Source organism: Agrococcus sp. SCSIO52902, from assembly GCF_022983135.1.
Taxonomy (GTDB): domain Bacteria; phylum Actinomycetota; class Actinomycetes; order Actinomycetales; family Microbacteriaceae; genus Agrococcus; species Agrococcus sediminis.
This window is the reverse complement of record NZ_CP095269.1, coordinates 101,220-125,451: the sequence shown is the minus strand read 5'-3', so window position 1 is coordinate 125,451 and position 24,232 is coordinate 101,220. Positions and strand designations below refer to the sequence as shown.

At 73.9% G+C, this 24,232-nt stretch carries 24 protein-coding genes; 13 read left to right on the top strand and 11 right to left on the bottom strand.

Annotation, left to right across the window (positions count from 1 at the left end):
- The first annotated feature begins 12 nt into the window (after positions 1–12).
- Entirely contained in the window at positions 13–1,917 is a 1,905-nt protein-coding gene (gene typA / locus MU522_RS00630; protein WP_128190585.1) for a translational GTPase TypA, read from the top strand.
- A gap of 112 nt (positions 1,918–2,029) precedes the next feature.
- Here the strand turns inward: typA and MU522_RS00625 are convergent, their stop codons facing one another.
- On the bottom strand, positions 2,030–2,935 hold the full coding sequence (locus MU522_RS00625) for a DUF559 domain-containing protein (protein WP_246991744.1): 906 nt from the start codon (positions 2,933–2,935) through the stop codon (positions 2,030–2,032).
- A gap of 161 nt (positions 2,936–3,096) precedes the next feature.
- The gene (locus MU522_RS00620; protein WP_246991741.1) at positions 3,097–4,482 is read right to left on the bottom strand and encodes an LLM class flavin-dependent oxidoreductase; all 1,386 of its coding nucleotides are present in this window, start codon (positions 4,480–4,482) and stop codon (positions 3,097–3,099) included.
- A 121-nt stretch (positions 4,483–4,603) separates the two neighbouring features.
- Here MU522_RS00620 and msuE point away from each other — a divergent pair, with 121 nt between their 5' ends.
- The 6 genes from msuE (at position 4,604) to MU522_RS00590 (ending at position 10,649) form a co-directional block, all read left to right on the top strand.
- Complete coding sequence (msuE, locus tag MU522_RS00615; RefSeq protein ID WP_246991740.1) at positions 4,604–5,173, top strand: FMN reductase; 570 nt, start codon at positions 4,604–4,606, stop codon at positions 5,171–5,173.
- A gap of 47 nt (positions 5,174–5,220) precedes the next feature.
- Positions 5,221–6,342 (top strand): PIG-L family deacetylase, encoded by a 1,122-nt coding sequence (locus MU522_RS00610; protein WP_246991732.1) that lies wholly within the window; start codon positions 5,221–5,223, stop codon positions 6,340–6,342.
- Positions 6,339–6,656, top strand: a complete 318-nt coding sequence (gene fdxA / locus MU522_RS00605; protein ID WP_128189925.1) for a ferredoxin — start codon at positions 6,339–6,341, stop codon at positions 6,654–6,656. The genes MU522_RS00610 and fdxA overlap by 4 nt, the downstream gene beginning before the upstream one ends.
- 15 nt (positions 6,657–6,671) lie before the next feature.
- A complete protein-coding gene (gene dapC, locus MU522_RS00600; protein ID WP_246991730.1) occupies positions 6,672–7,748 on the top strand; it encodes a succinyldiaminopimelate transaminase in 1,077 nt (358 codons plus the stop codon).
- 127 nt (positions 7,749–7,875) lie between these two features.
- Positions 7,876–9,132, top strand: a complete 1,257-nt coding sequence (locus MU522_RS00595) for a citrate synthase (protein ID WP_128189928.1) — start codon at positions 7,876–7,878, stop codon at positions 9,130–9,132.
- Between the two features lie 65 nt (positions 9,133–9,197).
- Positions 9,198–10,649 (top strand): NCS2 family permease, encoded by a 1,452-nt coding sequence (locus MU522_RS00590; RefSeq protein ID WP_246991728.1) that lies wholly within the window; start codon positions 9,198–9,200, stop codon positions 10,647–10,649.
- A gap of 17 nt (positions 10,650–10,666) precedes the next feature.
- On the opposite strand, the gene MU522_RS00585 is transcribed toward MU522_RS00590, so the two are convergent.
- Genes MU522_RS00585 through MU522_RS00575 form a run of 3 tightly spaced genes read right to left on the bottom strand, consistent with a single transcriptional unit; the run spans position 10,667 to position 13,922 of the window.
- Entirely contained in the window at positions 10,667–12,244 is a 1,578-nt protein-coding gene (locus tag MU522_RS00585; RefSeq protein WP_246991725.1) for a hypothetical protein, read from the bottom strand.
- The gene (locus tag MU522_RS00580; protein ID WP_128189921.1) at positions 12,220–13,011 is read right to left on the bottom strand and encodes an ABC transporter ATP-binding protein; all 792 of its coding nucleotides are present in this window, start codon (positions 13,009–13,011) and stop codon (positions 12,220–12,222) included. Before MU522_RS00580 ends, MU522_RS00585 begins: the two co-directional genes overlap by 25 nt.
- Positions 13,011–13,922, bottom strand: a complete 912-nt coding sequence (locus tag MU522_RS00575) for a tetrahydrodipicolinate N-succinyltransferase N-terminal domain-containing protein (protein ID WP_246991723.1) — start codon at positions 13,920–13,922, stop codon at positions 13,011–13,013. Before MU522_RS00575 ends, MU522_RS00580 begins: the two co-directional genes overlap by 1 nt.
- 23 nt (positions 13,923–13,945) lie before the next feature.
- Here MU522_RS00575 and dapE point away from each other — a divergent pair, with 23 nt between their 5' ends.
- From dapE to MU522_RS00560, 3 genes are all read left to right on the top strand, one after another.
- On the top strand, positions 13,946–15,028 hold the full coding sequence (gene dapE / locus MU522_RS00570) for a succinyl-diaminopimelate desuccinylase (protein ID WP_246991721.1): 1,083 nt from the start codon (positions 13,946–13,948) through the stop codon (positions 15,026–15,028).
- Positions 15,010–16,194 (top strand): hypothetical protein, encoded by a 1,185-nt coding sequence (locus tag MU522_RS00565; RefSeq protein WP_246991719.1) that lies wholly within the window; start codon positions 15,010–15,012, stop codon positions 16,192–16,194. The genes dapE and MU522_RS00565 overlap by 19 nt, the downstream gene beginning before the upstream one ends.
- An 83-nt stretch (positions 16,195–16,277) precedes the next feature.
- The gene (locus MU522_RS00560) at positions 16,278–16,451 is read left to right on the top strand and encodes a DUF3117 domain-containing protein (protein WP_128189917.1); all 174 of its coding nucleotides are present in this window, start codon (positions 16,278–16,280) and stop codon (positions 16,449–16,451) included.
- 81 nt (positions 16,452–16,532) lie between these two features.
- Here MU522_RS00560 and MU522_RS00555 read toward each other — a convergent pair whose 3' ends face one another.
- Positions 16,533–17,174 (bottom strand): class I SAM-dependent methyltransferase, encoded by a 642-nt coding sequence (locus tag MU522_RS00555; RefSeq protein WP_128189916.1) that lies wholly within the window; start codon positions 17,172–17,174, stop codon positions 16,533–16,535.
- A 97-nt stretch (positions 17,175–17,271) separates the two neighbouring features.
- Between MU522_RS00555 and MU522_RS00550 the strand changes: the two genes are divergently transcribed.
- Positions 17,272–17,634, top strand: a complete 363-nt coding sequence (locus tag MU522_RS00550) for a Sec-independent protein translocase TatB (RefSeq protein ID WP_246991717.1) — start codon at positions 17,272–17,274, stop codon at positions 17,632–17,634.
- A gap of 13 nt (positions 17,635–17,647) precedes the next feature.
- Here MU522_RS00550 and MU522_RS00545 read toward each other — a convergent pair whose 3' ends face one another.
- From MU522_RS00545 to MU522_RS00535, 3 genes are read right to left on the bottom strand one after another with little or no spacing between them, the layout of a single operon-like run.
- On the bottom strand, positions 17,648–18,733 hold the full coding sequence (locus tag MU522_RS00545; RefSeq protein ID WP_246991715.1) for an Mrp/NBP35 family ATP-binding protein: 1,086 nt from the start codon (positions 18,731–18,733) through the stop codon (positions 17,648–17,650).
- Entirely contained in the window at positions 18,730–19,161 is a 432-nt protein-coding gene (locus MU522_RS00540) for a DUF1003 domain-containing protein (protein WP_128189927.1), read from the bottom strand. The genes MU522_RS00545 and MU522_RS00540 overlap by 4 nt, the downstream gene beginning before the upstream one ends.
- A gap of 46 nt (positions 19,162–19,207) precedes the next feature.
- On the bottom strand, positions 19,208–20,437 hold the full coding sequence (locus MU522_RS00535; RefSeq protein WP_128189914.1) for a CBS domain-containing protein: 1,230 nt from the start codon (positions 20,435–20,437) through the stop codon (positions 19,208–19,210).
- A gap of 86 nt (positions 20,438–20,523) precedes the next feature.
- Here MU522_RS00535 and MU522_RS00530 point away from each other — a divergent pair, with 86 nt between their 5' ends.
- On the top strand, positions 20,524–21,120 hold the full coding sequence (locus MU522_RS00530; RefSeq protein ID WP_348645603.1) for a general stress protein: 597 nt from the start codon (positions 20,524–20,526) through the stop codon (positions 21,118–21,120).
- Here the strand turns inward: MU522_RS00530 and MU522_RS00525 are convergent.
- On the bottom strand, positions 21,103–21,984 hold the full coding sequence (locus MU522_RS00525) for a LysR family transcriptional regulator ArgP (protein ID WP_246991711.1): 882 nt from the start codon (positions 21,982–21,984) through the stop codon (positions 21,103–21,105). The two genes, MU522_RS00530 and MU522_RS00525, sit on opposite strands and share 18 nt — an antisense overlap.
- 85 nt (positions 21,985–22,069) lie before the next feature.
- Here MU522_RS00525 and MU522_RS00520 point away from each other — a divergent pair, with 85 nt between their 5' ends.
- The gene (locus MU522_RS00520; protein WP_246991709.1) at positions 22,070–22,738 is read left to right on the top strand and encodes a LysE/ArgO family amino acid transporter; all 669 of its coding nucleotides are present in this window, start codon (positions 22,070–22,072) and stop codon (positions 22,736–22,738) included.
- Between the two features lie 3 nt (positions 22,739–22,741).
- On the opposite strand, the gene MU522_RS00515 is transcribed toward MU522_RS00520, so the two are convergent.
- Positions 22,742–24,193 (bottom strand): aminopeptidase P family protein, encoded by a 1,452-nt coding sequence (locus MU522_RS00515; protein WP_246991707.1) that lies wholly within the window; start codon positions 24,191–24,193, stop codon positions 22,742–22,744.
- Positions 24,194–24,232 lie beyond the last annotated feature (39 nt).

Below are 24,232 nucleotides of genomic sequence, written 5' to 3'. Positions count from 1 at the left end.
GAAGGCACCTGCATGCCGATCGCCGCGCGATCCGACCTCCGCAACGTGGCGATCGTCGCCCACGTCGACCACGGCAAGACCACCCTCGTCGACGCGATGCTGACGCAGACCGGCTCCTTCGGGGCCCACGACACGCACGACGAGCGCGCCATGGACTCGAACGAGCTGGAGCGTGAGAAGGGCATCACGATCCTCGCCAAGAACACGGCGATCCGCTACACCGGCGCGCACGCCGCCGACGGCCCCGTCACGATCAACGTCATCGACACCCCCGGCCACGCCGACTTCGGCGGCGAGGTCGAGCGCGGCCTGTCGATGGTCGACGGCGTCGTGCTGCTCGTCGACGCCTCCGAGGGCCCGCTGCCGCAGACGCGCTTCGTGCTCCGCAAGGCGCTCGAGGCCAAGCTCCCCGTGATCCTGCTCGTCAACAAGACCGACCGCCACGACGCGCGCATCGACGCGGTCGTGGGGGAGAGCCAGGACCTGCTGCTCGGCCTCGCCTCCGACCTCGCCGACGACGTGCCCGACCTCGACCTCGACGCCGTTCTCGACGTGCCGGTCGTCTACGCATCCGGCAAGGCCGGGCGCGCGTCGACCGCGAAGCCCGCCGACGGCTCGCTGCCCGACAGCGAGGACCTCGAGCCGCTCTTCGGGGCGATCCTCGAGCACATCCCGGCGCCGACGTACGACGACGAGGCGCCGCTGCAGGCGCACGTCACCAACCTCGACGCATCCCCCTTCCTCGGCCGCCTCGCGCTGCTGCGCATCAAGGCGGGCACGCTCAAGAAGGGCCAGACGGTCGCCTGGGTGCGGCACGACGGCGAGGTGCAGAACGTGCGCGTCACCGAGCTGCTCGAGACGAAGGCGCTCGACCGCGTGCCGGCCGAGAGCGCCGGCCCCGGCGACATCGTCGCGGTCGCCGGCATCGCCGAGATCACCATCGGCGAGACGCTCGCCGACCCCGACGACGTGCGCCCGCTGCCGGCGATCACCGTCGACGAGCCGGCGATCTCGATGACGATCGGCACCAACACGTCGCCGCTCGCCGGCAAGATCAAGGGCTCCAAGCTCACCGGCCGCATGGTGAAGGACCGCCTCGACCGCGAGCTCATCGGCAACGTGTCGCTGCGCGTCGTCGACATCGGCCGGCCCGACGCGTGGGAGGTGCAGGGCCGCGGCGAGCTCGCGCTCGCGATCCTCGTCGAGCAGATGCGTCGCGAGGGCTTCGAGCTGACCGTCGGCAAGCCGCAGGTGGTCACGCGCAAGATCGACGGCGTGCTGCACGAGCCGTTCGAGCACCTCACGATCGACGTCCCCGAGGAGCACCTCGGTGCCGTGACCCAGCTGCTCGCGGGCCGCAAGGGCATCATGGACGGGATGACGAACCACGGCACCGGCTGGGTGCGCATGGAGTTCGTCGTGCCGAGCCGCGGCCTCATCGGCTTCCGCACCGAGTTCCTCACGAGCACGCGCGGCACGGGCATCGCCAACGCGATCGCGCACGGCTGGCAGCCGTGGGCGGGCGCGATCACCACGCGCAACAACGGCGCGCTCGTCGCCGACCGCACGGGCGTCGCCACGCCCAACGCGATCATGGCGCTGCAGGAGCGCGGGGTCTTCTTCGTGAAGCCCGGCGACGACGTCTACGAGGGGATGGTCGTCGGCGAGAACGCGCGCTCCGACGACATGGACGTCAACATCACTAAGGAGAAGAAGCTCAACAACATCCGGTCGTCGACCGGTGAGGAGCTCGAGCGCCTGACGCCGCCGAAGACGCTCTCGCTCGAGGAGTGCCTCGAGTGGGCGCGCGACGACGAGTGCGTCGAGGTGACGCCGCACGCCGTGCGCATCCGCAAGGTGACGCTCGACGCGACCACCCGTGCCCGCGAGGCGTCGCGCCTCAAGAAGCAGGGCTGACCCTCCCGTCGATTGGTCACGAAGTGCTGGCCGTGAGCCCTCCGGCCAGCACTTCGTGACCAATCGGTCTTGAGCCGTCGCCGGTCGGCGATGGCTGGGCGGGCACCCCGGCTCAGCGGGTCGCGGCAGCCGCGGCCATGCGGAGCGCACGCACGTGCGCGATGTGCGCGAGCACGCCCCGGGCGCCGCCCTGGAGGTCTGCCTTGGTGACGCGGATGACGTACCAGCCCTCGGACTGCAGCCTCCGCAGCCGACGGATGTCGCGCTGGTACTGCCCGTCGTCGGTCCGATGCTGCTCGCCGTCGTACTCGATCGCGAGCCGCAGCTCGGGGTAGGCGAGGTCGATCCGCGCCCAGACGCGGCCGTCGGGCTCGCGGAGCTCGAGCTGCAGCACCGGCTCGGGCAGGCCTGCGCCGATGATGCGCAGCCGCAGCTGCGTCTCCTTCGCCGACTCGGCGCCGGGGCGCACGAGCGCGAGCGCGCGGTCCACCACCGCCATGCCGCGGGCTCCTCGGTAGCGGCGCGTCGCGTCGGCGAGCGCGTCGATCGTGAGGCTGCCGGTGCGCCGCGGATCGACGATCCAGTCGCCGACCGCCACCAGCTCCTCGACGCTGAGCAGGGTCGCGAGGTGGACGAAGGTGTCGGCGACGGCCTCCGCGCGGAGCCCGGCGACCTCGACGACCTCCGACTTGATGCGGTGTCCGACCACGCCGGGCCGGCGCATCCGCCCGGTGAAGGAAGGGGATGCGAGGTGCACCGGTCCGCGCTCCAGCCGGCGCGGGATCGGCATGCCGTGGAGGAGCGCTGCGGTCGCGTGGGAGAAGAACTGGTCGGGTCTCGCGAGCGCGGTGAGCGCGGCGATCAGCTCGTCGCGGCCCTCCTCGACGGTGGTCGGCGGCGGCCCGACGACGCGGCACCCGCTCGCCGGGCGTCGGAACGCCGCTCCGCGCAGCTGCGCGACCGTCAGGCCGGACGCCTTCCCCTGCCTCGTGGTGAACACCGTGCGCTCCGCATCCATCCCCGGACCATGCCCGATCGGGCGCCGCACCCGCCGCGCCGAGCGACCCCGCTGTGGATCGCCCTGGCGTCCCGCTCCACCCCGCCCGAGGCGCCCCCGATCGATTGGTCACGAATCGCTGTGCGCAGGGGCCCGCGACAGCGATTCGTGACCAATCAGGGTCAGGCGGGGGTGGGGGCCGGCCGGATGCGGTGCGACGCGCCGCGGTGCTCGTCCGGGAGGCGGGCGCCGCGGCCGTGCAGCTTCTGGCGCAGCGTGCCCTCGGCGTACGCCTCGGGGTAGGCGCCGCGCTCCCGCAGCACCGGCACGACGTGCTCGATCACGTCCTCCCAGGTGCCGGGCGTGACGGCGTAGGCGAGGTTGAACCCGTCGACGTCGGTCTCCTCCACCCACTCCTGCAGCGCATCCGCGATCTCCTCGCCGCTGCCGACGAGCGTCGGCCCGAGCCCGCCGATCGCGGCATGGCGGCCGAGGTCGCCGACCGACCACTCGCGGCCCAGCTCCGCCTCGGCCTGCAGGTGGTGCAGCACCGACTGGATCGCGTTCGACTCGACGTCGCCCACCGGGTCCGCCGGGTCGTAGGCGGCGAGGTCGACGCCCATCCATCCCGACATGAACACGAGCGCGCCCGCCTCGCTCGCGTAGGAGCGGTACTCGGCCTCCTTCGCGAGCGCCTCCTCGCCGGTCGCCGCGGTGATGATGGTGAGCAGCGTGTAGATGCGGGCTGAGCGGCGGTCGCGGCCGGAGGCCTCGAGGGCGTCGCGGATGCGCCGCACGGTGCCGGCGAGCACCTCCTTCGAGGGGGCCGCGACGAAGATCGCCTCGGCGTGCTCGGCCGCGAAGGCGACCCCGCGGGGCGAGGCGCCCGCCTGGTAGATGACCGGCGTGCGCTGCGGCGACGGCTCCGAGATGTGCGCGCCCGGCACGGTGAAGAAGCGTCCGCGGTGGTCGATGTCGTGCACCTTCGACGGGTCGGCGAAGACGCCGCGCTCGCGGTCCTCGACGACGGCGTCGTCCTCCCACGAGCCCTCCCACAGCTTGTAGAGCACCTCGAGGTACTCGTCGGCGTGGTCGTAGCGGTCGTCGTGCGCGAGCTGGTCGTCCTGCCCCATGTTGCGCGCGGCGCTCGGCAGGTAGCCGGTGACGACGTTCCAGCCCACGCGGCCGCCCGTGAGGTGGTCGAGGGTCGTCATGCGGCGGGCGAAGGGGTAGGGGTGCTCGAACGCGGTGCCGGCGGTGATGCCGAAGCCGAGGTGCTCGGTGACCGCGGCCATCGCGCTCACGAGCAGGATCGGGTCGTTGACCGGCACCTGCGCGCCGTTGCGCACGGCCGCCTCGCGCGTCCCGCCGTAGACGTCGTAGGTGCCGAGCACGTCGGCGATGAAGAGGCCGTCGAAGGCGCCGCGCTCGAGCAGCTGGGCCAGCTCGGTCCAGTAGCCGATGGTGTTGTAGTGCCGCGACCGGTCGTCGGGGTGGCGCCACAGCCCGGAGGACTGGTGCGCGACGCAGTTCATGTCGAAGGCGTTGAAGCGGATCTGGCGTGTCATGCCCGGCATCGTGGCGGGCGCCGGAGGGGCGGGGCAACGGATGGGCGACGCCCGGCGTCATGGCGCGTCACGGTCCGTCACACTCGCCCGCCCGGGGCCGCGCGGGCCTACCGTTGCCGCCATGACGCATCCGACCCTCCGCATCGTCGCCGTGAGCGGCAGCGTGCACCGGCCGTCGTCGACGACGGCGCTCGTCGCCGCGCTCGCCGACGCGGTCGCGCGGCGCACGGACGCGACGATCGAGCTCGTCGAGCTCGTCGACGTCGGGCCGCACCTCGGGGGCGCGCTGCGGCGCGAGTCGCTGCCGGCCGAGGCGGAGCGGGCGATCCGCGCCATCGAGGAGGCCGACCTGCTCGTGGTGGGGAGCCCGGTGTACCGGGCGAGCTTCACGGGCCTGTTCAAGCACCTGTTCGACTTCGTCGACCAGCGCGCGCTCGTCGACGTGCCGGTGCTGCTCGCCGCGACGGGCGGCTCCCACCGCCACGCGCTCACGATCGAGCACCAGCTGCGGCCGCTGTTCGCGTTCTTCCAGGCGCTCACGCTGCCCGTCGGCGTCTACGCCGCGAGCGAGGAGTTCGAGCACGGCCGCGTGCGCTGCGCCGCGGTGCTCGACCGCATCGAGGCGGCGGCCGACCGCGCGCTGCCGTACCTGCGCGCGGTTCCTGCGCCGGTGCGCCCCGCCGCGTTCTGAGGCGCGCGCGTCATCGGAGGGCGTGCGGCGGTGGTTGGATGAGAGGAATGGACCCCCGCCTCGAGCGCGTGCTGTTCGTGCACGCGCACCCCGATGACGAGACGCTCTCGACCGGCGCCGCGATCGCGACCGTCGCCGCGGGCGGCGGCGACGCGGTCGTCGTGACGTTCACCCTCGGCGAGCGCGGCGAGGTGCGCGCCGAGCGCCAGCCCGACGTCGACCAGGTCGGCGTCGGCGAGGTGCGTCGGCAGGAGCTCGATCAGGCGCTCCGCGCGCTCGGCGCGCGCGGCCGCCGCATCCACGGGTGGGACGACTCCGGCATGTCATGGATCCGCAGCGGTGTCGCGGGCCCCGCGCCCGACGCGCCGCCCACCGCGATGGGCATGGCCGACCCCGACGACCTCGCGGATGCGCTCGGCGTCGTCATCGAGGAGACCGACCCGACGGCGATGGTCACCTACGACGCCGACGGCGGCTACGGCCACCCGGACCACGTGGCCGCGCACCGCGCATCCGTCATCGTCGCCCGCCGCTACGACCTGCCGCTCTACGTGCGCACCGACCGGCCCGCCGACGTCGCCTTCCCGCTCGAGCCCGTGCGCCAGCGCGTGCTCGACGCGCTCGCCGCGCACCGCTCGCAGCTCACCGTCGAGGGCGACGACGTCGTGCACGTCGGGGGCCAGCGCCGGCCGCTCGATGCGGTCGAGCACTACCGGCTGATCGAGACCCGGCCGGCGCGCCGCACCCGCTGGCTGCTGCGCGCCGGCGCGCTGCTCGCGGGCATCGTCATCGGCGTCGTCGGCACCTTCTCGCACCAGCAGGTGCCGTGGGGCATCCTGCTGTCGCTCGTCGCCGCCGTCGGCTTCATCGGCGGCGTGCGCGCGGCATCCGGCTCCCGGCCCATGACGATCGCGGCGGTGCTCGGCGTGGTGGGCGTGATCGCGCTCATCGCGATCGACCCGCTCGGCCGCGGCACGTTCGGCACCGAGCGCGCGCTCGTGCCGACGAACCTGCCCGGCTGGCTCTGGACCATCGTGCCGGCCGTCGCATCGCTGCTCGCCCTGGCGTGGCCGGACGCCGAGGCCACGCGCCGGATTAGGATGGCAGCGATGAGCCAGGCGCAGCAGCGCCGGCCGGACACCGAGCCGACGGAAGGGGACCGGCAGTGACCTATGTGATCGCGCTCCCGTGCGTCGACGTCAAGGATCGCGCCTGCGTCGACGAGTGCCCCGTCGACTGCATCTACGAGGGGGAGCGGATGCTGTACATCCACCCCGACGAGTGCGTCGACTGCGGCGCGTGCGAGCCGGTGTGCCCGGTCGAGGCGATCTTCTACGAGGACGACACGCCGGAGGAGTGGGCCGAGTACTACGAGGCCAACGTGCACTTCTTCGACGAGATCGGCTCGCCCGGCGGGGCCGCGAAGGTGGGCGTCATCAAGCACGACCACCCGATCGTGGCCGCGCTGCCGCCGCAGGCCTGAGCCGCGGCCGAGCCGATGCTCCGCCTGCCCGACTTCCCCTGGGACACCCTCGCCGACGCCAAGGCGCTCGCGAGCGCGCACCCCGGCGGCCTCGTCGACCTGAGCGTCGGCTCGCCGGTCGACCCGACGCCCAAGCTGCTGCAGCGGGCGCTGCGCGAGGCGACCGACGCGCACGGCTACCCGACGAACTGGGGCACGCCCGAGGCGCGCCGGGCGATCGTCGAGTGGTTCGCCCGCGTGCGCGGCGTGCCGGGCCTGACCGACGAGAGCGTGCTCGTGACGGTCGGCTCGAAGGAGCTCGTCGCCGGACTCCCGCAGCAGCTCGGCCTCGGCCCGGGCGACGCGGTCGTGCACCCGGCCGTCGCCTACCCGACCTACGACATCGGCGCGCGGATGGCCGGCGCGACGCCGGTGCCCGCCGACGACCCAGGCGCCTGGCCCGAGTCGACGAGGCTCGTGTGGCTCAACTCGCCGTCGAACCCGACCGGAGCGGTGCTGGGCGTGGATGCGCTGCGGCGCGTCGTGCGCGCGGCGCGCGAGCGGGGCGTCGTGGTGGCGAGCGACGAGTGCTACGCGCTGCTGCCCTGGGAGGTCGACGAGGCGCCCTCGATCCTCGATCCGCGCGTCACCGACGGCGACCTGTCGGGCCTCATCGCCGTCTACTCGCTCAGCAAGCAGTCCAACCTCGCCGGCTACCGCGCCGCGTTCATCGCCGGCGACGCGGCGGTCGTGCAGCGGGTGCTCGCGGTGCGCAAGCACCTCGGCCTCATGGCGCCGAGCCCCGTGCAGCACGCGCTCGCGGTCGCGCTCGGCGATGCGAGCCACGTCGACGAGCAGCGCGAGCGCTACCGGGCGCGGCGCGCGCTGCTGCTGCCGGCGCTCCGCGAGCGCGGCTTCGCGGTCGAGTCGGAGGCGGGCCTGTACCTGTGGGCGACCGACGGCACGGATGCGCTCGCGCAGGTCGACGCGCTCGCGCGGCTGGGGATCCTGGTCGCCCCGGGCACCTTCTACGGCGACGCGACCCACGTGCGGGTCGCGCTCACCGCATCCGACGACGACATCGCGGAGGCCGCGGCGCGCCTGCGCGGCTGAGCCCCGGCGGCGTGGGAGGGCGCCGCCGGAGGGCGGGTAGGCTGTCCTGGTGACGACCGAGGACACCGCAACCAGCCCTGCCATCTCGACGCGGGCGAGCGACGCCGGCTCCGCCGCTGGCCGCAGCGTGACGCTCCAGCACGACGGCCGCTCCACCGAGCTGCAGGTGCTCGAGGCCTCGGACGGCCGCTCCGCGATCGACGTGTCGAAGCTCACGCGCGACACCGGCCTCACGGCCCTCGACTACGGCTTCGTCAACACCTCCGCCACCCGCTCGTCGATCACCTACATCGACGGCGACGAGGGCATCCTGCGCTACCGCGGCTACCCGATCGAGGAGCTCGCCGAGCAGAAGACGTTCCTCGACGTCGCGCACCTGCTCATCTACGGCGAGCTGCCGAGCGAGGACGAGCTGGCCGGCTTCGACCAGCGCGTGCGCCGCCACACGCTGCTGCACGAGGACCTGCGCCGCTTCTTCGACGCGCTGCCGCGCGACGCGCACCCGATGAGCGCGCTCTCGAGCGCCGTGAGCGCCCTGTCGACGTACTACGAGCACGACCACGACCCGCGCGACGCCGACAAGGTCGACAAGCAGACCATCCGGCTGCTCGCGAAGATGCCGGTCATCGCCGCGTACGCGCACAAGAAGTCGATCGGGCAGGCGTTCCTCTACCCCGACAACTCGCTCTCGTTCGTCGAGAACTACCTCAAGCTCAACTTCGGCATCCAGGCCGAGGAGTACATCCAGAACCCGGTGATGGTGCGCGCGCTCGAGCGGCTGCTCATCCTGCACGCCGACCACGAGCAGAACGCGTCGACGTCGACCGTGCGGCTCGTCGGCTCGACCGACGCCAACCTGTTCGCCTCGGTCTCGGCCGGCATCCACGCGCTCTCGGGCCCGCTGCACGGCGGCGCGAACGAGGCGGTGCTCGCGATGCTGCGCGGCATCCGCGACTCCGGCGACGGCGTCGAGCGCTTCGTCGAGCGCGTGAAGCGCAAGGAGCAGGGCGTGAAGCTCATGGGCTTCGGGCACCGCGTCTACAAGAACTACGACCCGCGCGCGAAGCTCGTCAAGGCGTCCGCCGAGGAGGTGCTCGCGCAGCTCGGCGTGCGCGACCCGCTGCTCGACATCGCGCAGGAGCTCGAGCAGGTCGCGCTCGCCGACGACTACTTCAAGGAGCGCAAGCTCTACCCGAACGTCGACTTCTACACGGGCGTCATCTACAAGGCGATGGGCTTCCCGGAGCGCATGTTCACGGTGCTGTTCGCCATCGGCCGCCTGCCCGGCTGGATCGCGCACTGGCGCGAGATGATGCTCGACCCGCAGACGAAGATCGGCCGCCCGCAGCAGCTGTACGTCGGCCCCACCGAGCGCCACATCTGACCCACCCCGGCCTGCGGCCCCGCCGCTCGCCCCCGTGCCGCCTGCGCGGCTGACCCGGAGCATCCATGACCAGCACCACGCAGGCGACGCCCACCGGCGCCGTCGACCGCTTCTTCAAGATCTCCGAGCGCGGCTCGAGCGTCTCGCAGGAGATCCGCGGCGGCCTCGTCACGTTCTTCGCGATGGCGTACATCATCGTGCTGAACCCGCTCATCATCGGCGGGTTCTCGGCCGACCAGGCGGCGACCGACGTCGAGGGCGGATGGCTCCCCAACGGCCAGGTCGCGGCCGTCACGGCGCTCGTGGGCGGCCTGATGACGCTCGCGATGGGGCTCATCGCCAACGTGCCCTTCGGCCTCGCGGCGGGCCTCGGCATCAACTCGTTCCTCGCCTTCGGGCTCGTGGGCGAGCTGACGTGGCCGGAGGCGATGGGCCTCGTGGCTCTCAACGGCCTCATCATCGTGCTGCTCGCCGCGACCGGCCTGAGGCGGATGATCTTCGACGCCGTGCCCTCGGCGCTCAAGAGCGCGATCGCGGTCGGCATCGGCCTCTTCATCGCCTTCATCGGCTTCGTCGACTCGGGCTTCGTGCGCTCGACCGGCATCGCCGCCCCGCCCGTGCAGCTCGGCGACGGCGGCTCGATCACGTCGCTGCCGACCGCGACGTTCGTCATCGGCGTGGTGCTCATGGGCATCCTCATGGCGCTGCGCGTCAAGGGCGCGCTGCTCATCGGCATCGTCGCGACCACGGTCATCGCGATCGTGCTCGAGTCGATCTTCCGCGTCGGCCCGTCGCTCGGCCAGGACCCCGACGCGTGGAACCTCAACGCCCCGGCGCTGCCGACGAGCATCGTCGCGCTGCCCGACCTCTCGCTCGTCGGTCAGGTCTCGTTCGGCTCGTTCGAGCGGATCGGCATGCTCGCGACGACGATGTTCATCTTCACGCTGCTGTTCCTCAACTTCTTCGACGCGATGGGCACCATGACGGGCCTCGCGCGCCAGGCGGGCATCGCGACGCCCGACGGCCAGTTCCCGGGCCTCAAGCGCGCCCTCGTGGTCGAGGGCGTCGGCGCGATCGCGGGCGGCGGCGCGAGCGCGTCGTCGAACACGGTCTTCGTCGACTCGGCCGCCGGCATCGGCGAGGGCGCCCGCACCGGGCTCGCCTCGGTCGTGACCGGCGTGCTGTTCCTGGCCGCGATGTTCCTCACGCCGCTCACGCAGATCGTGCCGCTCGAGGTCGCGGCCGCGACGCTCGTCGTGGTCGGCGCGATGATGATGAGCCAGATCGCCGACATCGACTTCACCGACTTCCGCGTCGCGCTGCCCGCGTTCCTCACGATCGTCGTGATGCCGCTCACCTACAACATCGCCAACGGCATCGGCGTCGGCTTCATCGCGTGGGTGATCATCAACGCCGTCTCCGGGCGCGCGAAGACGATCTCGCCGCTGCTGTGGATCGTCGCGGCGCTCTTCGTCGTGTTCTTCGTGCGCGGCCCGCTGCAGGCGCTCATCGGCTGACGCCGTCGGGCGCCGGCTCAGTGCGCCTTCGAGACCTGCGCCAGCACCTCGGGGCCGCGGCGGTCGAGCGCGGCGCCGCCGAGGCGGATGCCGAGCCATGACGCGAGCCCGCCGATGAGGAGCGCCGCCGCGAGCGCGACCCAGCCGAGCCACGGGATCCACAGCGCGGCCACCGCCGGCAGCAGGAACGGCGCGCCCGCGATGCCGAGCACCGGCAGCGAGAGCGCCACGCCCGCGAGCGACTGCACGCCGCCCGACGAGCCGCGGCCGAGCGGGTTCGAGCCGGGTGGGGGCGCCTCGCCCGGCAGGTAGGCGCCGAGCCACAGCAGCGCTCCGCCGACGAGCCCGTACGTGCCGACGCCGACGGCGAGGCTCGCGGGCAGCACGTCCCAGCGGCCGGCGGCCCAGCACGCGAGCACCGCGGTGATCGCGAGCGCCGGCACGAACACGACCGAGGTGCCGAGCAGCCGGCCCGCGCGGTCGTCGACGCCGCGCACCCCGGCGAGCAGGTGCCACGCGAACGCGCTGCTGTCGTAGGCGACGTCGATCTGCAGCATGCTCGCCGCCACGACCGCCATCAGCAGCGGCAGCAGCGCGATGGGCTCGCGCGGCACCTCGTCGGCGACGAGCTGCAGGCCCGCGATCATCGCGGGCACGATGAGCACCGCGATCACGTTCATGAGGTGCCGCACGTCGCGGCGCCGGTAGCGGATGCTCCTGGCCGCGATCGCGCCGGCCGGGGTGGCGGGGAGCAGGCGGTCGAGCAGGCGCCCCTCGCGCACCCGTCCGCCGCCGCGGAGCACGATCGGGTTCGTCAGCCGCTCCGCGAGCATGCGGCCCCACGCCCACCACGACAGCGCGACCGTGGCGAGGGCGATCGCGAGCTTGGCGGCGGCCTCCGGCCAGGCGCCCGCCGCGACGGCGCGCGGCACGTCGAACACGGCCCCGAGCGGCGTCCACCCGACGACGCGCGACGCATCCGCCACGACCGGCGCCGCGTCGCCCAGCTCGCCGACGCCCGCGGCGAACGACTGCATGCCGAGCGCCGCGGCGGCGATCGCGACGAGCAGCAGCAGCGCCATGACGTCGCGGGCGCGTCGGCTCGCGAGCTGCCGGGCGAGCAGGTCGGCGATCACGCGGGTGATGAGCAGCACCGTGAGCACCGCGACCGGCAGCAGCAGCGCGCCGGCGACGAGCGCCGCCGCCGAGGTCGACCAGACGATGAGGCCGATCGCGACCGCGAGCACCGCGACCGCGCCCCACGGGTCGAGCAGCGAGGCGGCGAGCAGCCCGCGCCGCAGCTGCGGCACGCGCACCGGCAGCAGGCTGAAGCGCTCGGGCGCGAGCGGGTCGCTCGTGCCGACGAGCACGGCGATCGCGGTGAGGCCCACGGTGAGCGCGGCGCCCGCGAGCACGGCGGCGTGCGCGCCGAGCTCGGGCACGAGCACGCGGATCGCGACCGCGCCGAGCGCGCTCGAGCCGAGCAGCGACAGCGCGCCGAGCACGCTGAGCACGAGCGCGACGACCGCCCATGGGCTCTGCCGCAGCGAGCCGACGAGCAGCCGGTACCTCAGCGCGATGCAGAGCGCAGCCACGCGAGCGTCTCCGTCCCGAGCGCCTCGCGGCCCACCAGCTGCACGAAGCGCTGCTGCAGGCTCGTGCCGGCGCGCACCTCGTCGAGCGTGCCGGTCGCGAGGAGGCGCCCCTCGGCGACGACGGCGACGCGGTCGCAGAGCGACTCGACGAGCTCCATCACGTGGCTCGAGAGCACGACCGTGCCGCCGGAGGCGACGAAGCCGCGCAGGATGGCGCGGATCGCCTCGCCGGAGACCGGGTCGACCGACTCGAACGGCTCGTCGAGCACGAGGAGCCGCGGGGCGTGGATGAGCGCGCACGCCAGTGCGATCTTCTTGCGCATGCCGGCGGAGTAGTCGGCGACCGCCGTGCCGCCCGTGCCGTCGAGGCCGAGCGCACCGAGCAGGTCGGCCGCGCGGGCGACGACGTCGGCCTCGGGCATGCCGCGCAGCAGCCCCGTATAGCGCAGCAGCTCCGCGCCGGTGAGCCGGTCGAAGAGGTGCACGCCGTCGGGCAGCACGCCCATGATCGCCTTGGCGGCGGCCGGGTCGTGCCAGACGTCGCGCCCCAGCACCGCGGCGCTGCCGTGATCGGGGCGCAGGAGCCCCGTCGCCATCGAGAGGGTCGTCGTCTTGCCGGCGCCGTTCGGCCCGACGAGCCCGAAGAGCGAGCCCTGCGGCACGGCGAGCGTGAGCCCGTCGACCGCGACCTTCTGCCCGAAGCGCTTCGCGAGCTGCTGCAGGTGCAGCGCGGGGACGGGCGCCGCGGCGGGCTCGGCCGCCTCCATCAGTGCAGGGCCGCGTTCAGCTCGACTCCGCGGCCGTCGCGCGCGACGACCTCGACGGCGCCCGAGACCGAGTTGCGGCGGAACAGCAGCCCCGGACGGCCCGAGAGCTCGACCGCCTTCACCGTCTCGCCGCCTGGCTGCACCGTGACCTTGGTGCCCGCGGTGACGTAGAGCCCCGCCTCGACGACCGAGTCGTCGCCGAGCGAGATGCCGACGCCCGCGTTCGCGCCGAGCAGCACGCGCTCGCCGAGCACCACCCGCTCGGTGCCGCCGCCCGAGAGCGTGCCCATGATCGAGGCGCCGCCGCCGATGTCGGTGCCGTCGCCGACGACCACGCCCTGCGAGATGCGGCCCTCGACCATCGAGGCGCCGAGCGTGCCCGCGTTGAAGTTCACGAAGCCCTCGTGCATGACGACGGTGCCGGGCGCGAGGTGCGCTCCCAGGCGGATGCGTGCGGCGTCGCCGATGCGGACGCCCTCGGGCATCACGTAGTCGGTCATGCGCGGGAAGCGGTCGAGCACCTGCACCTGGATGCCCGCGCGCTGCAGCTGCACGCGGTGGGCGGCCGCCCACGCGGGGTCGACGGGGCCGGCGCTCGTCCACGCGACGAGCGGCAGCGCGCCGAAGATGCCGTCGAGGTTGATCGAGTTCGGGCGCACGAGGCGGTGGCTCAGCAGGTGCAGGCGCAGGAAGGCGTCCTCGACCGACGCCGGCGGCGCATCCAGGTCGATCTCCACCAGGCGGTGCTCGACGTCGACGCCGCGCTCGGGGACGGGCCCCGCCTGCTCGGCCAGGCCCTCGGGCGCAGCGGCGCCGTCGGCCGCGCCGAGCGCCGGCGCGGGGTACCAGGCGTCGAGGGTGCGCCCTTCGAAGACGGTGACGAGCGCATGTCCGTGTGCGGGGCGAGCCATGCTCCGAGTCTAGGCTGGAGGCCATGGCCGCTCCCTCGCTCGACCTGTCCGCGACCGCCGTCGACCTCACCCGCCAGCTCTGCGACATCGACTCCGTCTCCGACAACGAGGGACCCCTCGCCGACGCGATCGAGGCGGCCGTGCGCGCGCACCCGCACCTCGACGTGTCGCGCGTCGGCGACACGGTCGTGGCGCGCACGCACCTCGGGCGCGACCGGCGGGTCGTGATCGCCGGGCACATCGACACCGTGCCGATCAACGGCAACGTGCCGGTGCGCGACGTCGAGGTCGACGGGGAGCCGCACCTGTGGGGCCGCGGCACCGTCGACATGAAGGCGGGCGTCGCCGTGCAGCTCAAGCTCGCCGTCGAGCTCGCCGAGCCGAACGTCGACCTCACGTGGATCTGGTACGACCACGAGGAGGTGGGGGAGGACCGGAACGGCCTGCGCCTGCTGGCCGCCGCGCATCCCGAGCTCATGGAGGGCGACTTCGCCATCCTGGGCGAGCCCTCCAACGGCCACATCGAGGGCGGCTGCAACGGCACGCTCCGCGCCGAGATCCGCACGCGGGGCGTGCGCGCGCACTCGGCGCGCTCGTGGGTCGGGCACAACGCCATCCACGACGCCGCCGAGGTGCTGCAGGTGCTGCAGTCGTACCGGCCGCGGTCGATCGAGGTCGAGGGGCTGACGTTCCGCGAGGGCCTGAACGCCGTCATGATCTCCGGCGGCGTCGCGGGCAACGTCATCCCCGACGAGTGCGTCGTGCAGGTCAACTACCGCTTCGCGCCGTCGCGCTCGGTGCAGGAGGCGACCGAGCACGTCGTCGACCTCTTCGAGGGCTTCGACGTGCGCGTCGTCGACGCGGCCGCCGGCGCCCGCCCCGGCCTCGACGCGCCGCTCGCGCAGGAGTTCATCGACGCCGTCGGCGCGACGCCGCAGCCGAAGTACGGCTGGACCGACGTCGCCCGCTTCTCGGCGCTCGGCATCCCGGCCGTCAACTTCGGCCCCGGCGACCCGACGAAGGCGCACGCCGACGACGAGTCGGTGCCGGTCGCGCAGATCGTCGCGACCGAGGAGAGCCTCCGCACGTGGCTCTCGCGGGCCTGACCGACCGGGGCGCCCGCCTCGCCGAGCGCTGGTGGCTGTGGCCGCTCGCGCTCTGGCTCGTCTCGCGGCTCGTGAGCACGGCGTTCCTCGGCGCCTTCGCGGGCGTGCAGGGGCGCTCGTTCTGGACGCCCGCGGGCCCGGGGCTGCTCGACTACTCGACCATGTGGGACGCCCACTGGTACTACATCGTCGCCATGTCGGGCTACCCGGCCGAGCTGCCGCTCGACGACGACGGGCACGTGGGGGAGAACGCCTGGGCGTTCATGCCGGTCTACCCGATGCTCGCGCGCGCGATCATGGCGCTCGGGCTGTCGTGGGATGCGGCGGCGGTGCTGCTGTCGGTCGCGGCCTCGGCGGCGTTCGCGCTCGTCGCCTACCGGCTCCTGCGGGAGATCGCGCCGGGCCGCGAGCGGTTCGCGCTCGCGCTCGTGCTGCTGTCGCCCGTCGCGCCCGTGCTGCAGCTCGGCTACGCCGAGTCGCTCTTCCTGCTGCTGCTCGCGGGCGCGCTGCTCGCGTGGCGGCTGCGCGCGTGGGAGTGGCTGTGGGTGCTGGTGCCGATCATGTCGCTCACGCGCCCGGGCGGGCTCGCGTTCGCGCTCGCGCTCGGGCTGTGGTTCCTCGTGCGCTGGGCGCGCGAGCGCGATGCGTTCCCACCGAGGGAGCGGTGGATGCTCGTGGCGCTCGGGGCGTGGAGCGCGCTGTGGGGCTTCGGCTGGCTCATCGCGTGCACCGTGGTCACCGGCAGCATCGACTCCTACCTCGAGACCGAGCTCAGCTGGCGGTCGGCGTACATCGGCCGGCAGGAGCTCGTGCCGTTCACGCCGTGGCCGATCGGGCTCGAGTGGTGGTTCGGGCCGTGGTGGCCCGTGTGGCTCGTCGGCATCGTCGCGGCGGCGGTCGCGCTGCTCGCCGGCCCCTGGGCGCGCGGCGTCGCGCTCGAGGGGCGGCTCTGGACGATCGCGTACCTCGTCTACCTCGCCGCGGTCTGGTTCCCGCAGTCGTCGACGTGGCGGCTGCTGCTGCCGATCTTCCCCGCCGCGGCGATCGTCGCGGCGCTTCGGCCGGGATGGGCGCGGGCGCTCGTGCTCGCCGCGTCGATCGCGCTGCAGCCGGTGTGGATCTGGTTCTGCTGGCACCACATCGCCCCGGACTGGAGCGTGCCGTAGGGCGCACGGCCATGCGCTGCGCCTGCCGGAACTGTCAGCGGGACATGAGACAATAGAGCCACGAGAACTGAAGGGGGAGCCGCATGGCCGCCATGAAACCACGCACCGGCGATGGACCGCTCGAGGCCGTCAAGGAGGGCCGGCTCATCGTCGTCCGCGTCCCGCTCGAGGGCGGAGGCCGGCTGGTCGTCTCCGTGAACGACGAGGAGGCCGCCGCGCTCCACAGGGCGCTGGGCGAGGTCGTCGTCTCCGCATGACACCGGCGGGCCGCTGAGCCCGACAGCTGAAGGGGCCGATCCACTGGCGGATCGGCCCCTTCGCCGTCGGTGCGGCGAGGCTCAGCGGGTGGGCTCGGGGAGCCGCACGATCTGCAGCAGGCCGTCGCCGACGGGCGACACGGCGGCGCGCACGGCGTCGCTCGTCGAGAGCTCCTTCAGCAGCGCCCGCACGTCCGCGACGCTGTCGTCGCGCTGCGCGGGATCGGCGACGCGGCCGCCGAGCAGCGCGTGGGCGACGAGCACCGAGCCGCCCACGCGCACGAGCGCGAGGGCGTGCTCGACGTACTCGAGGATGCCGGCGGTGTCCGCGTCGAGGAAGACGATGTCGTAGCTCGCCTCGTTCATGCGGGGCAGCAGGTCGCGCGCCTTGCCCGTGATGAGCCGCGCGCGCGTGACCGGGATCCCGGCCTGCGAGAACGCGGCGCGCGCGTGCTGCTGGTGGTCGAGCTCGGTGTCGATCGAGGTGAGGGTCGCACCCGGGGCGCCGCGCAGCAGCCACAGGCCGCTCACGCCGGCGCCGGTGCCGACCTCCAGGATGGCGTTCGCCTGCGTCGCCGCGGCGACGGCGGCGAGCTGCGCCCCGACGCTGGGCGCGACGGCGGTGATGCCGAGCTCGCCGGAGGCGTCTCGTGCTGCGGTGAGCACCTCGTCCTCGGCGGCGAGGTCGTCGAGGTACTTGGCGATGAGCGATGGTGTCTGCACGGTTCCTCCGCCCGCGAGCCTACCGAGCCCGGCGCATCCGGCGCCCCGCGGCTCGCCGCCCGGAGGCGCACCCGTGCGGCTCGACTACCCTGGAGGGGTGTCCTTCGCCGGCATCACCCTCGACAAGCTGCTGCTCATCGCGCTGCTCGCGGCCTTCCTCATCGGCCCCGAGCGGCTGCCCGCGCTCGCCGAGAAGCTCGGCGCCCTCGTGCGTGGCCTGCGCGACCTCGCGGGCGGCGCGAAGGAGCGGATGCGCGAGGAGATGGGGCCGGAGTTCGACGAGGTCGACTGGCAGAAGCTCGACCCGCGGCAGTACGACCCGCGCCGCATCGTGATGGAGGCGCTGCGCGACCCGCCCGAGGACTTCGCGAGCGCGTCGGCGAAGGCGTCGGTCGCGACCGTGACGGGCCTGCCCGCACGACCGTCGGGCCCGATGCGGTTCGACGACGAGGCGACCTAGCCCGAGACCGGGCTCACGCGGGGGCGAGCGGCAGGCTGCGGCGGGCGATCGGCCGGGTGCCGCGGAGCGCCTCCGCGAGCGCGATGACCGCGGCGGCCGCCGGGTCGGTCGGCTCGGCAGCGACGACCGGTGCGCCCGCGTCGCCGCCGGCGCGCAGCGCGACCGACAGCGGGATGCGCGCGAGCAGCGGCACGCCGAGCCGCCTGGCGGCCTCGTCGCCGCCACCCGCGCCGAAGAGCTCGAGGATCGAGCCGTCGGGCTGCGCGAGCCCCGCCATGTTCTCGACGACGCCCAGCACCCGCTGCCCGGTCTGCCGCGCCACCTCTGCGGCGCGCTCGGCGACGTCGGCCGCCGCGCGCTGCGGGGTCGTCACGACCAGCACCTCCGCGTGCGGCAGCAGCTGGCCGAGCGAGATCGCCACGTCGCCGGTGCCCGGCGGCATGTCGATGAGCAGCACGTCGAGGTCGCCCCACCAGACGTCGGCGAGGAACTGCTGCAGCGTGCGATGCAGCATCGGCCCGCGCCACGACACGGAGCGGTTGCCGTCGACGAACATGCCGATCGAGACGAGCCGCACGCCGTGCGCCTCCGGCGGCATCATCATGTCGCCGACGCGCGTGGGCCGGGCGTCGGTGCCGAGCAGCGCCGGGATCGAGTAGCCGTGCACGTCGGCGTCGATCACGCCGACCGAGAGCCCGCGCGCCGCGAGCGCGACGGCGAGGTTGGCCGTGACGGTCGACTTCCCCACGCCGCCCTTGCCGCTCGCGACGGCGATGATGCGCGTCAGGGTGCCGGGGCCCAGCTGCGCCGGGCGCGAGCCGCGCAGCCGCTCGACGAGGGCCTGCCGCACGGCGGGCGCCATGACGCCGACCTCGACCTCCACGCGCTCGACGCCCGGCACCGACGCGGCCGCCTGCCGCACATCCGCCTGGATCCGGTCGGCAGCCGGGCACGCGGCCACCGTGAGCTCGAGCCGGATGCGCGCGACCGGGCCGTCGAGGACGGCCTCGGGGATCATGTCGAGCTCGACGAGCGGCCGCCGGATCTCGGGGTCGACGACCGTCGAGAGCGCCCGGGCGAGCGCAGGGTCGATCGTCACTGCGGGGCGCGCCGCTCGTCGAGGTCGTCGACGAACGACTTCAGCTCGGCGCGGATGAACTCGCGCGTGGCCATGTCGCGCATCGCCATGCGCAGCGCCACGACCTCGCGGGCGAGGTACTCGGTGTCGTTGAGGTTGCGCTCGGCGCGCAGGCGGTCCTGCTCGATCTGCACGCGGTCGCGGTCGTCCTGCCGGTTCTGCGCGAGCAGCAGCAGGGGAGCGGCGTAGGAGGCCTGCAGGCTGAGCACGAGGGTCAGCAGCGGGAAGCCCTGATCCTGCGGGTCGAACTGCGCCTCGGGCGGCATGAGCGAGTTGTAGCCGAGCCAGAAGGTGACGAAGATCGTCATCCCGATGAGGAACGCGGGCGTGCCCATCGCGCGCGCGAACGACTCGGTGAAGCGGCCGAAGCGGTCCTTCGACTCGGGCATGCGGATGCCGCGGCGCGACTTCGGGCGCGCGAACCGGTCGTCGCGCTCAGCCACGCGGCGCCTCCTCCTGCGCGCGCCAGTCCTCGGGCAGCAGGTGGTCGAGCACGTCGTCGATCGTCACGACGCCCACGAGCCGCCCGGCCGGGTCGACGACGGGCACCGACACGAGGTTGTAGGCGGCGAGCTGGCGCGTGACCTCGGCGGCGGAGGTGGAGGACAGCACGGGCTCGATCTGGTCGTCGAGCAGCGTGCCGACGCGCTCGTTCGGCGGGTAGCGCAGCAGGCGCTGGAAGTGCACCATGCCGAGGAAGCGGCCGGTCGGCGCCTCGTACGGCGGCAGCGTGACGCAGATGGCGGCGGCGAGCGCCGGCGCGACCTCGTGGCGGCGGATGAGCGCGAGGGCCTCGGCGACGGTGGCGTCGGAGGCGAGGATGATGGGCTCGGTCGTCATGAGCCCGCCCGCGGTGTCGGCGCCGAACGCGAGCAGCATGCGCACGTCCTCCGCCTCCTCGGGGTCCATGAGCTCGAGGAGCGTCTCGCCGCGGTCGGCGGGCATGTGCGCGATGAGGTCGGCGGCGTCGTCCGGCTCCATCTGGTCGAGCACGTCGGCGGCGCGGTCGTCCTCGAGCGCGTTGAGGATCTGGATCTGCCGATCCTCGTGCATCTCCTCGAGGATGTCGGCGAGCCGGTCGTCCGAGAGGTCCTCGGCGACCTCCATCATGCGCTGCTGCGGCAGGTCGAGCATCGCCGACGCGGCGTCGGCCGCGGGCAGCTCCTCGAGCGAGGCGAGCAGGTGCTCGGTGTCGTGCTCGGCGCCCGGCTCGTGCTGCACCTCGTGCCAGCGCGCGAGCGCCGTCGGGCCCTTGCCGAACGGGCCGGTCTTCGGCTTGCGCAGGAAGAGCTCGTCGACCTCCCACTCGCCGGGCCCGCGCTCGGCGATCGAGAGGTCCTCGAGCGTCGCGCCCGAGCCGTCGCGCAGGCGCACCTGGCGCCCGAGCACGTCGGCGAGCAGCAGGCGCTCGCCGCCGCGCTGGCGGAAGCGGCGGTCGCTGATGGCGGAGGCGATGAGCTGCCCGCCGCCGATCGACAGCAGCCGGCCGATCGAGAGGAAGACCTTCTGGCGGCTCGTGTCCTCGACGACGAGGCCGACGACGCGCGGGGAGGCATCCTGCCGCGGCACCGTCACCACATCGCGCACCTTGCCGATCCGCTCCCCGGCGGGGTCGAAGACGCCCGCGCCGGCGAGGCGCGCGACGAAGACGGTGGGTGCGCTCATGCCGTCCAACGTACCGCGCGCGGTGACGCCGACAGCGAACCGGACCGGGCCGCGCGGGACGGGCGTGGGAGACTGGGAAGGTGAGCATGTTCCAGGGAGCAGCGCGCGGAGACCAGCAGCTGCCGCGCGGCGTGGTCGTGGCGTCGTTCGAGACGTACGAGCAGGCGCAGGCGGCGATCGCGAAGGTGTCGGGCGCCGACGCCGACCTCGCGGGCCTCGCCATCGTCGGCAACGACCTGAAGATCGTCGAGCGCATCACCGGCCGCCTCACCTGGGGCAAGGTCGCCGGCGCGGGCGCGCTGCGGGGCCTCGGCTTCGGCGCGTTCATCGGCCTCGTCTACATGCTCTTCGTGCCCGAGGCGATCAGCTCGGTGCTGCTGTTCCCGCTCCTCGGCCTCGCCTTCGGCATCCTGCTCGGCGTGCTCTCGCACGCGATGACGCGGCGCAAGCGCGACTACGCCTCGGTGCAGCAGGTGCTCGCGGGCCGCTACGACGTGATGGCGCCGCAGCAGACCGCAGGCAAGGCCATGCACATCATCGGGCAGCGCGGCACGCCGGTGCCGATCGAGGAGCCCGAGGCCGCGCCGACCGCGCAGCAGCCGGCAGCGCCGCCGATGCCCGAGCAGCTGCCGCCGCCGAGCGCCTCGACCCCGCCCGAGCAGCCCTCAGACGAGCGCCGCTGAGCTGCGCGCCGCCTCGCGCACCGCGTCGGTGACGAGGTCGAGCAGCGGCGAGGCGAGGTTCCAGCGCTGCCAGTGCAGCGGCACCTCGATGCCGTCGTCGGCGAGCTGCACGAGCGAGCCGTCGGCGACGCCCGCCTCGTACTGGCCCGGCAGCAGCATGCCCCAGCCCAGGCCCATCCGGATCGCCTCGGCGTACTCGGCCGAGGCGCTGATGATGTGGCGCGGCGCCTCGGCGCGGGCGCCGTGGCGCCGCGCGAAGGCCGCCTGCAGCGTGTCGTGCAGGTCGAAGTCGACGATCGGCGCGCGCTCGAGGGCACTCCGCGTCGGCCCGTCCGCGAACCAGCGCTCGGCGAAGGCGCGCTCGGCGACGGCGACGTAGCGCATCCGGCCGAGCGGGCTCGAGACGCAGCCCGCGACGGGCGTGCGCTGCGAGGTCACCGCGGCCATGACCGAGCCCTGCTCGAGCAGCTGCGCGGTGCGCTCCTGATCCTCGCGGCGGATGTCGAAGGTCACGTCGCGCTGGGCGGCGACCGCGCCGAGCGCCGGCAGGAACCACGTGATGAGCGAGTCGGCGTTGACCGCGAGCGGGATGCGGGGAGCGGCGGCCTCCTCGCCGAGCGCGACGCGGGTGTCGTGCTCGAGGAGCGCCAGCTGCCGCGCGAGGCGCACGAGCGGCTCGCCGGCCTCGGTCGCCCGCACCGGCTTCGTGCGGCGCAGCACGACGCGGCCGACCCGCTGCTCGATGGCGCGGATGCGCTGGCTCACGGCGCTCGGGGTGATGCCGAGCTGCGCGGCGGCTCGGTCGAGCGTGCCGGCGTCGACGGCCGCCGCGAGCGTGCGCAGCTGATCGAGGGGCAGGTCCACGGCTCGATCGTAGATGAAGCGCAGCTTCCGATGCTGCAGGATCCTTCGCTGGTCTGCAGGTCAAGGCGCGCATAGCCTCGAGCACGTGGATCAGCAGCTCATCGCCCTCGCCTCGGGGCTCGGCGCCTCGCTCGGGCTCATCATCGCCATCGGTGCGCAGAACGTGCACGTGCTGCGGCAGGGCATGCGCCGCGAGCACGTCGGGCTCGTGATCGCGATCTGCGCGGTGTCGGATGCGCTGCTCGAGACCGCGGGCGTCGCGGGCCTCGGTGCGGTGATCTCGGGCATCCCGTGGCTCGAGGCGGTCGCCCGGTGGGGCGGCGCGCTCTTCCTGCTCGTCTACGCGGCGCTCGCCGCGCGCCGCGCGTGGCGCGGCGACGACCGGCTCGAGCTCGCGCCGGAGCCCGTCGGGGAGGGAGAGGCGGCACCGGGCGCGCCCGCCGGCACCGCGGTCGCCCGTCGCTCGGCATCGGCGCTGTCGGTCGCGGGCACGACGCTCGCCATCACCTGGCTCAACCCGCACGTGTACCTCGACACCGTGGTGCTGCTCGGCTCCGTCTCGACCGGGTTCGCCGAAGACCGCTGGTGGTTCCTCGCCGGCTCGATCGCGGGCTCGGTCGTCTGGTTCACGGCGCTCGGCCTCGGCGCGCGCCTGCTCGCCCCCGTGCTCCGCACCCGGCGCGCGTGGCGCATCCTCGACGCCGGCATCGCGGCCGTCATGCTCGCGATCGCCATCGCCCTCGTCGCGGGCTGAGCGTCAGCGCTCGCGCACCCGACGCATCCACGCCTCCACCTCGTCGGCGGTGCGGGGGATCGCGCCCGAGAGGTTCCGGGCGCCGTCGGCGGTGACGACGATGTCGTCCTCGATGCGCACGCCGATGCCGCGCAGCTCCTCCGGCACGGTGAGGTCGTCGGCCTGGAAGTAGAGGCCCGGCTCGATCGTGAAGACCATCCCCTCGCGAACGACGCCGTCGTGGTAGAAGTCGCGGCGGGCGGCGGCGCAGTCGTGCACGTCGAGGCCGAGGTGGTGGCTCGTGCCGTGCACCATCCAGCGGCGGTGCAGCTGCTGGTCGGGCTCGAGGCTCTGCTCGGCCGGGATCGGCAGCAGGCCCCACTCGGCGGTGCGGCGGGCGATGACCTCCATCGCGGCGGCGTGCACCTCCTTGAAGACGATGCCCGGCCGCACGATCGCGAACGCCGCGTCGGCCGCCTCGAGCACCGCGTCGTAGACCTTGCGCTGCAGCTCGGTGAACTCGCCCGAGATGGGCAGCGTGCGCGTGATGTCGGCGGTGTAGAGGCTGTCGACCTCGACGCCCGCGTCGAGCAGGATGAGGTCGCCCTCGCGCACCCGGCCGTCGTTGCGCGTCCAGTGCAGGTAGCAGGCGTGGTGGCCGGAGGCGGCGATCGTGTCGTAGCCGACCGCGTTGCCGTCGAGCCGCGCGCGGCGGTGGAAGGCGCCCTCCACGACGCGCTCGCCGCGCTCGTGCCGGGTCGCCTCGGCGAGGTCGGCGATCACGTCGTCGAAGCCGCGCGCGGTCGCGTCGACCGCGGCCTGCACCTCGGCGATCTCGTGCGCGTCCTTCACGAGCCGCAGCTCCGACAGGTCGCGCGCGAGCACGTCGCCGTCGGGGTTCGCGCCCGCGACCATAGCCTCGACCGCGGCGTCGGCGCCGGTGACGACCAGCGCATCCGCCTCGCCCCCGGCCTCGAGCGCGCCCGCGAGGCCGTCGAGGTCGGCGACGCGGAGGCCCAGCTCCGCGGCGACGTGGTCGAGCGACGGGCGCGGGCCGACCCAGAACTCGCCGATCGCGGGGTTGGCGTAGAACTCGGTCGTGCCGCGGCCGGCGGGCCCGCGGAAGTAGAGGGTCGCCTCGTGGCCGTCGCCCGCGGGCTCGAGCACGAGCACCGAGTCGGGCTCGGCGTCGGAGCCCCAGCCGGTGAGGTAGGTGAAGTCGGGGTGCGGCCGGAACGGGTAGTCGGTGTCGTTCGAGCGCACCTTGAGCCCGCCCGCGGGGATCACGAGGCGCCCGCCCGGGTGCATCGCCGAGATGCGCGCCCGGCGCTCGGCGGCGGGGGCGGCGGATGCGCGCGGCGCGGGCGTCGTCGCCTCGCGCTCGGCCCAGCCGGTCTGCACCTGCTCGGTGAACGCCGACCCCGTCGGCGTGGTGGAACGGTTGGTCGTGCCCTGCATCGTCGTCGACTCGCTCATGGGCCCCATCATCCCACCGCCGAGGAGGCTCGCAGGCCC

Bases quoted from the DNA above. Each gene is read 5' to 3' on its own strand.
- dapC (WP_246991730.1), top strand. From the start codon at position 6,672: ATGCTCCGCCTGCCCGACTTCCCCTGGGACACCCTCGCCGACGCCAAG.
- MU522_RS00560 (WP_128189917.1), top strand. From the start codon at position 16,278: ATGGCCGCCATGAAACCACGCACCGGCGATGGACCGCTCGAGGCCGTC.
- MU522_RS00590 (WP_246991728.1), top strand. From the start codon at position 9,198: ATGACCAGCACCACGCAGGCGACGCCCACCGGCGCCGTCGACCGCTTC.
- MU522_RS00535 (WP_128189914.1), bottom strand. From the start codon at position 20,437: ATGAGCGCACCCACCGTCTTCGTCGCGCGCCTCGCCGGCGCGGGCGTC.
- dapE (WP_246991721.1), top strand. From the start codon at position 13,946: ATGGCCGCTCCCTCGCTCGACCTGTCCGCGACCGCCGTCGACCTCACC.
- msuE (WP_246991740.1), top strand. From the start codon at position 4,604: ATGACGCATCCGACCCTCCGCATCGTCGCCGTGAGCGGCAGCGTGCAC.
- MU522_RS00575 (WP_246991723.1), bottom strand. From the start codon at position 13,922: ATGGCTCGCCCCGCACACGGACATGCGCTCGTCACCGTCTTCGAAGGG.
- MU522_RS00515 (WP_246991707.1), bottom strand. From the start codon at position 24,193: ATGAGCGAGTCGACGACGATGCAGGGCACGACCAACCGTTCCACCACG.
- MU522_RS00620 (WP_246991741.1), bottom strand. From the start codon at position 4,482: ATGACACGCCAGATCCGCTTCAACGCCTTCGACATGAACTGCGTCGCG.
- typA (WP_128190585.1), top strand. From the start codon at position 13: ATGCCGATCGCCGCGCGATCCGACCTCCGCAACGTGGCGATCGTCGCC.
- MU522_RS00540 (WP_128189927.1), bottom strand. From the start codon at position 19,161: ATGCCCGAGTCGAAGGACCGCTTCGGCCGCTTCACCGAGTCGTTCGCG.
- MU522_RS00580 (WP_128189921.1), bottom strand. From the start codon at position 13,011: ATGGAGGCGGCCGAGCCCGCCGCGGCGCCCGTCCCCGCGCTGCACCTG.
- MU522_RS00625 (WP_246991744.1), bottom strand. From the start codon at position 2,935: ATGGATGCGGAGCGCACGGTGTTCACCACGAGGCAGGGGAAGGCGTCC.
- MU522_RS00530 (WP_348645603.1), top strand. From the start codon at position 20,524: ATGTTCCAGGGAGCAGCGCGCGGAGACCAGCAGCTGCCGCGCGGCGTG.
- MU522_RS00610 (WP_246991732.1), top strand. From the start codon at position 5,221: ATGGACCCCCGCCTCGAGCGCGTGCTGTTCGTGCACGCGCACCCCGAT.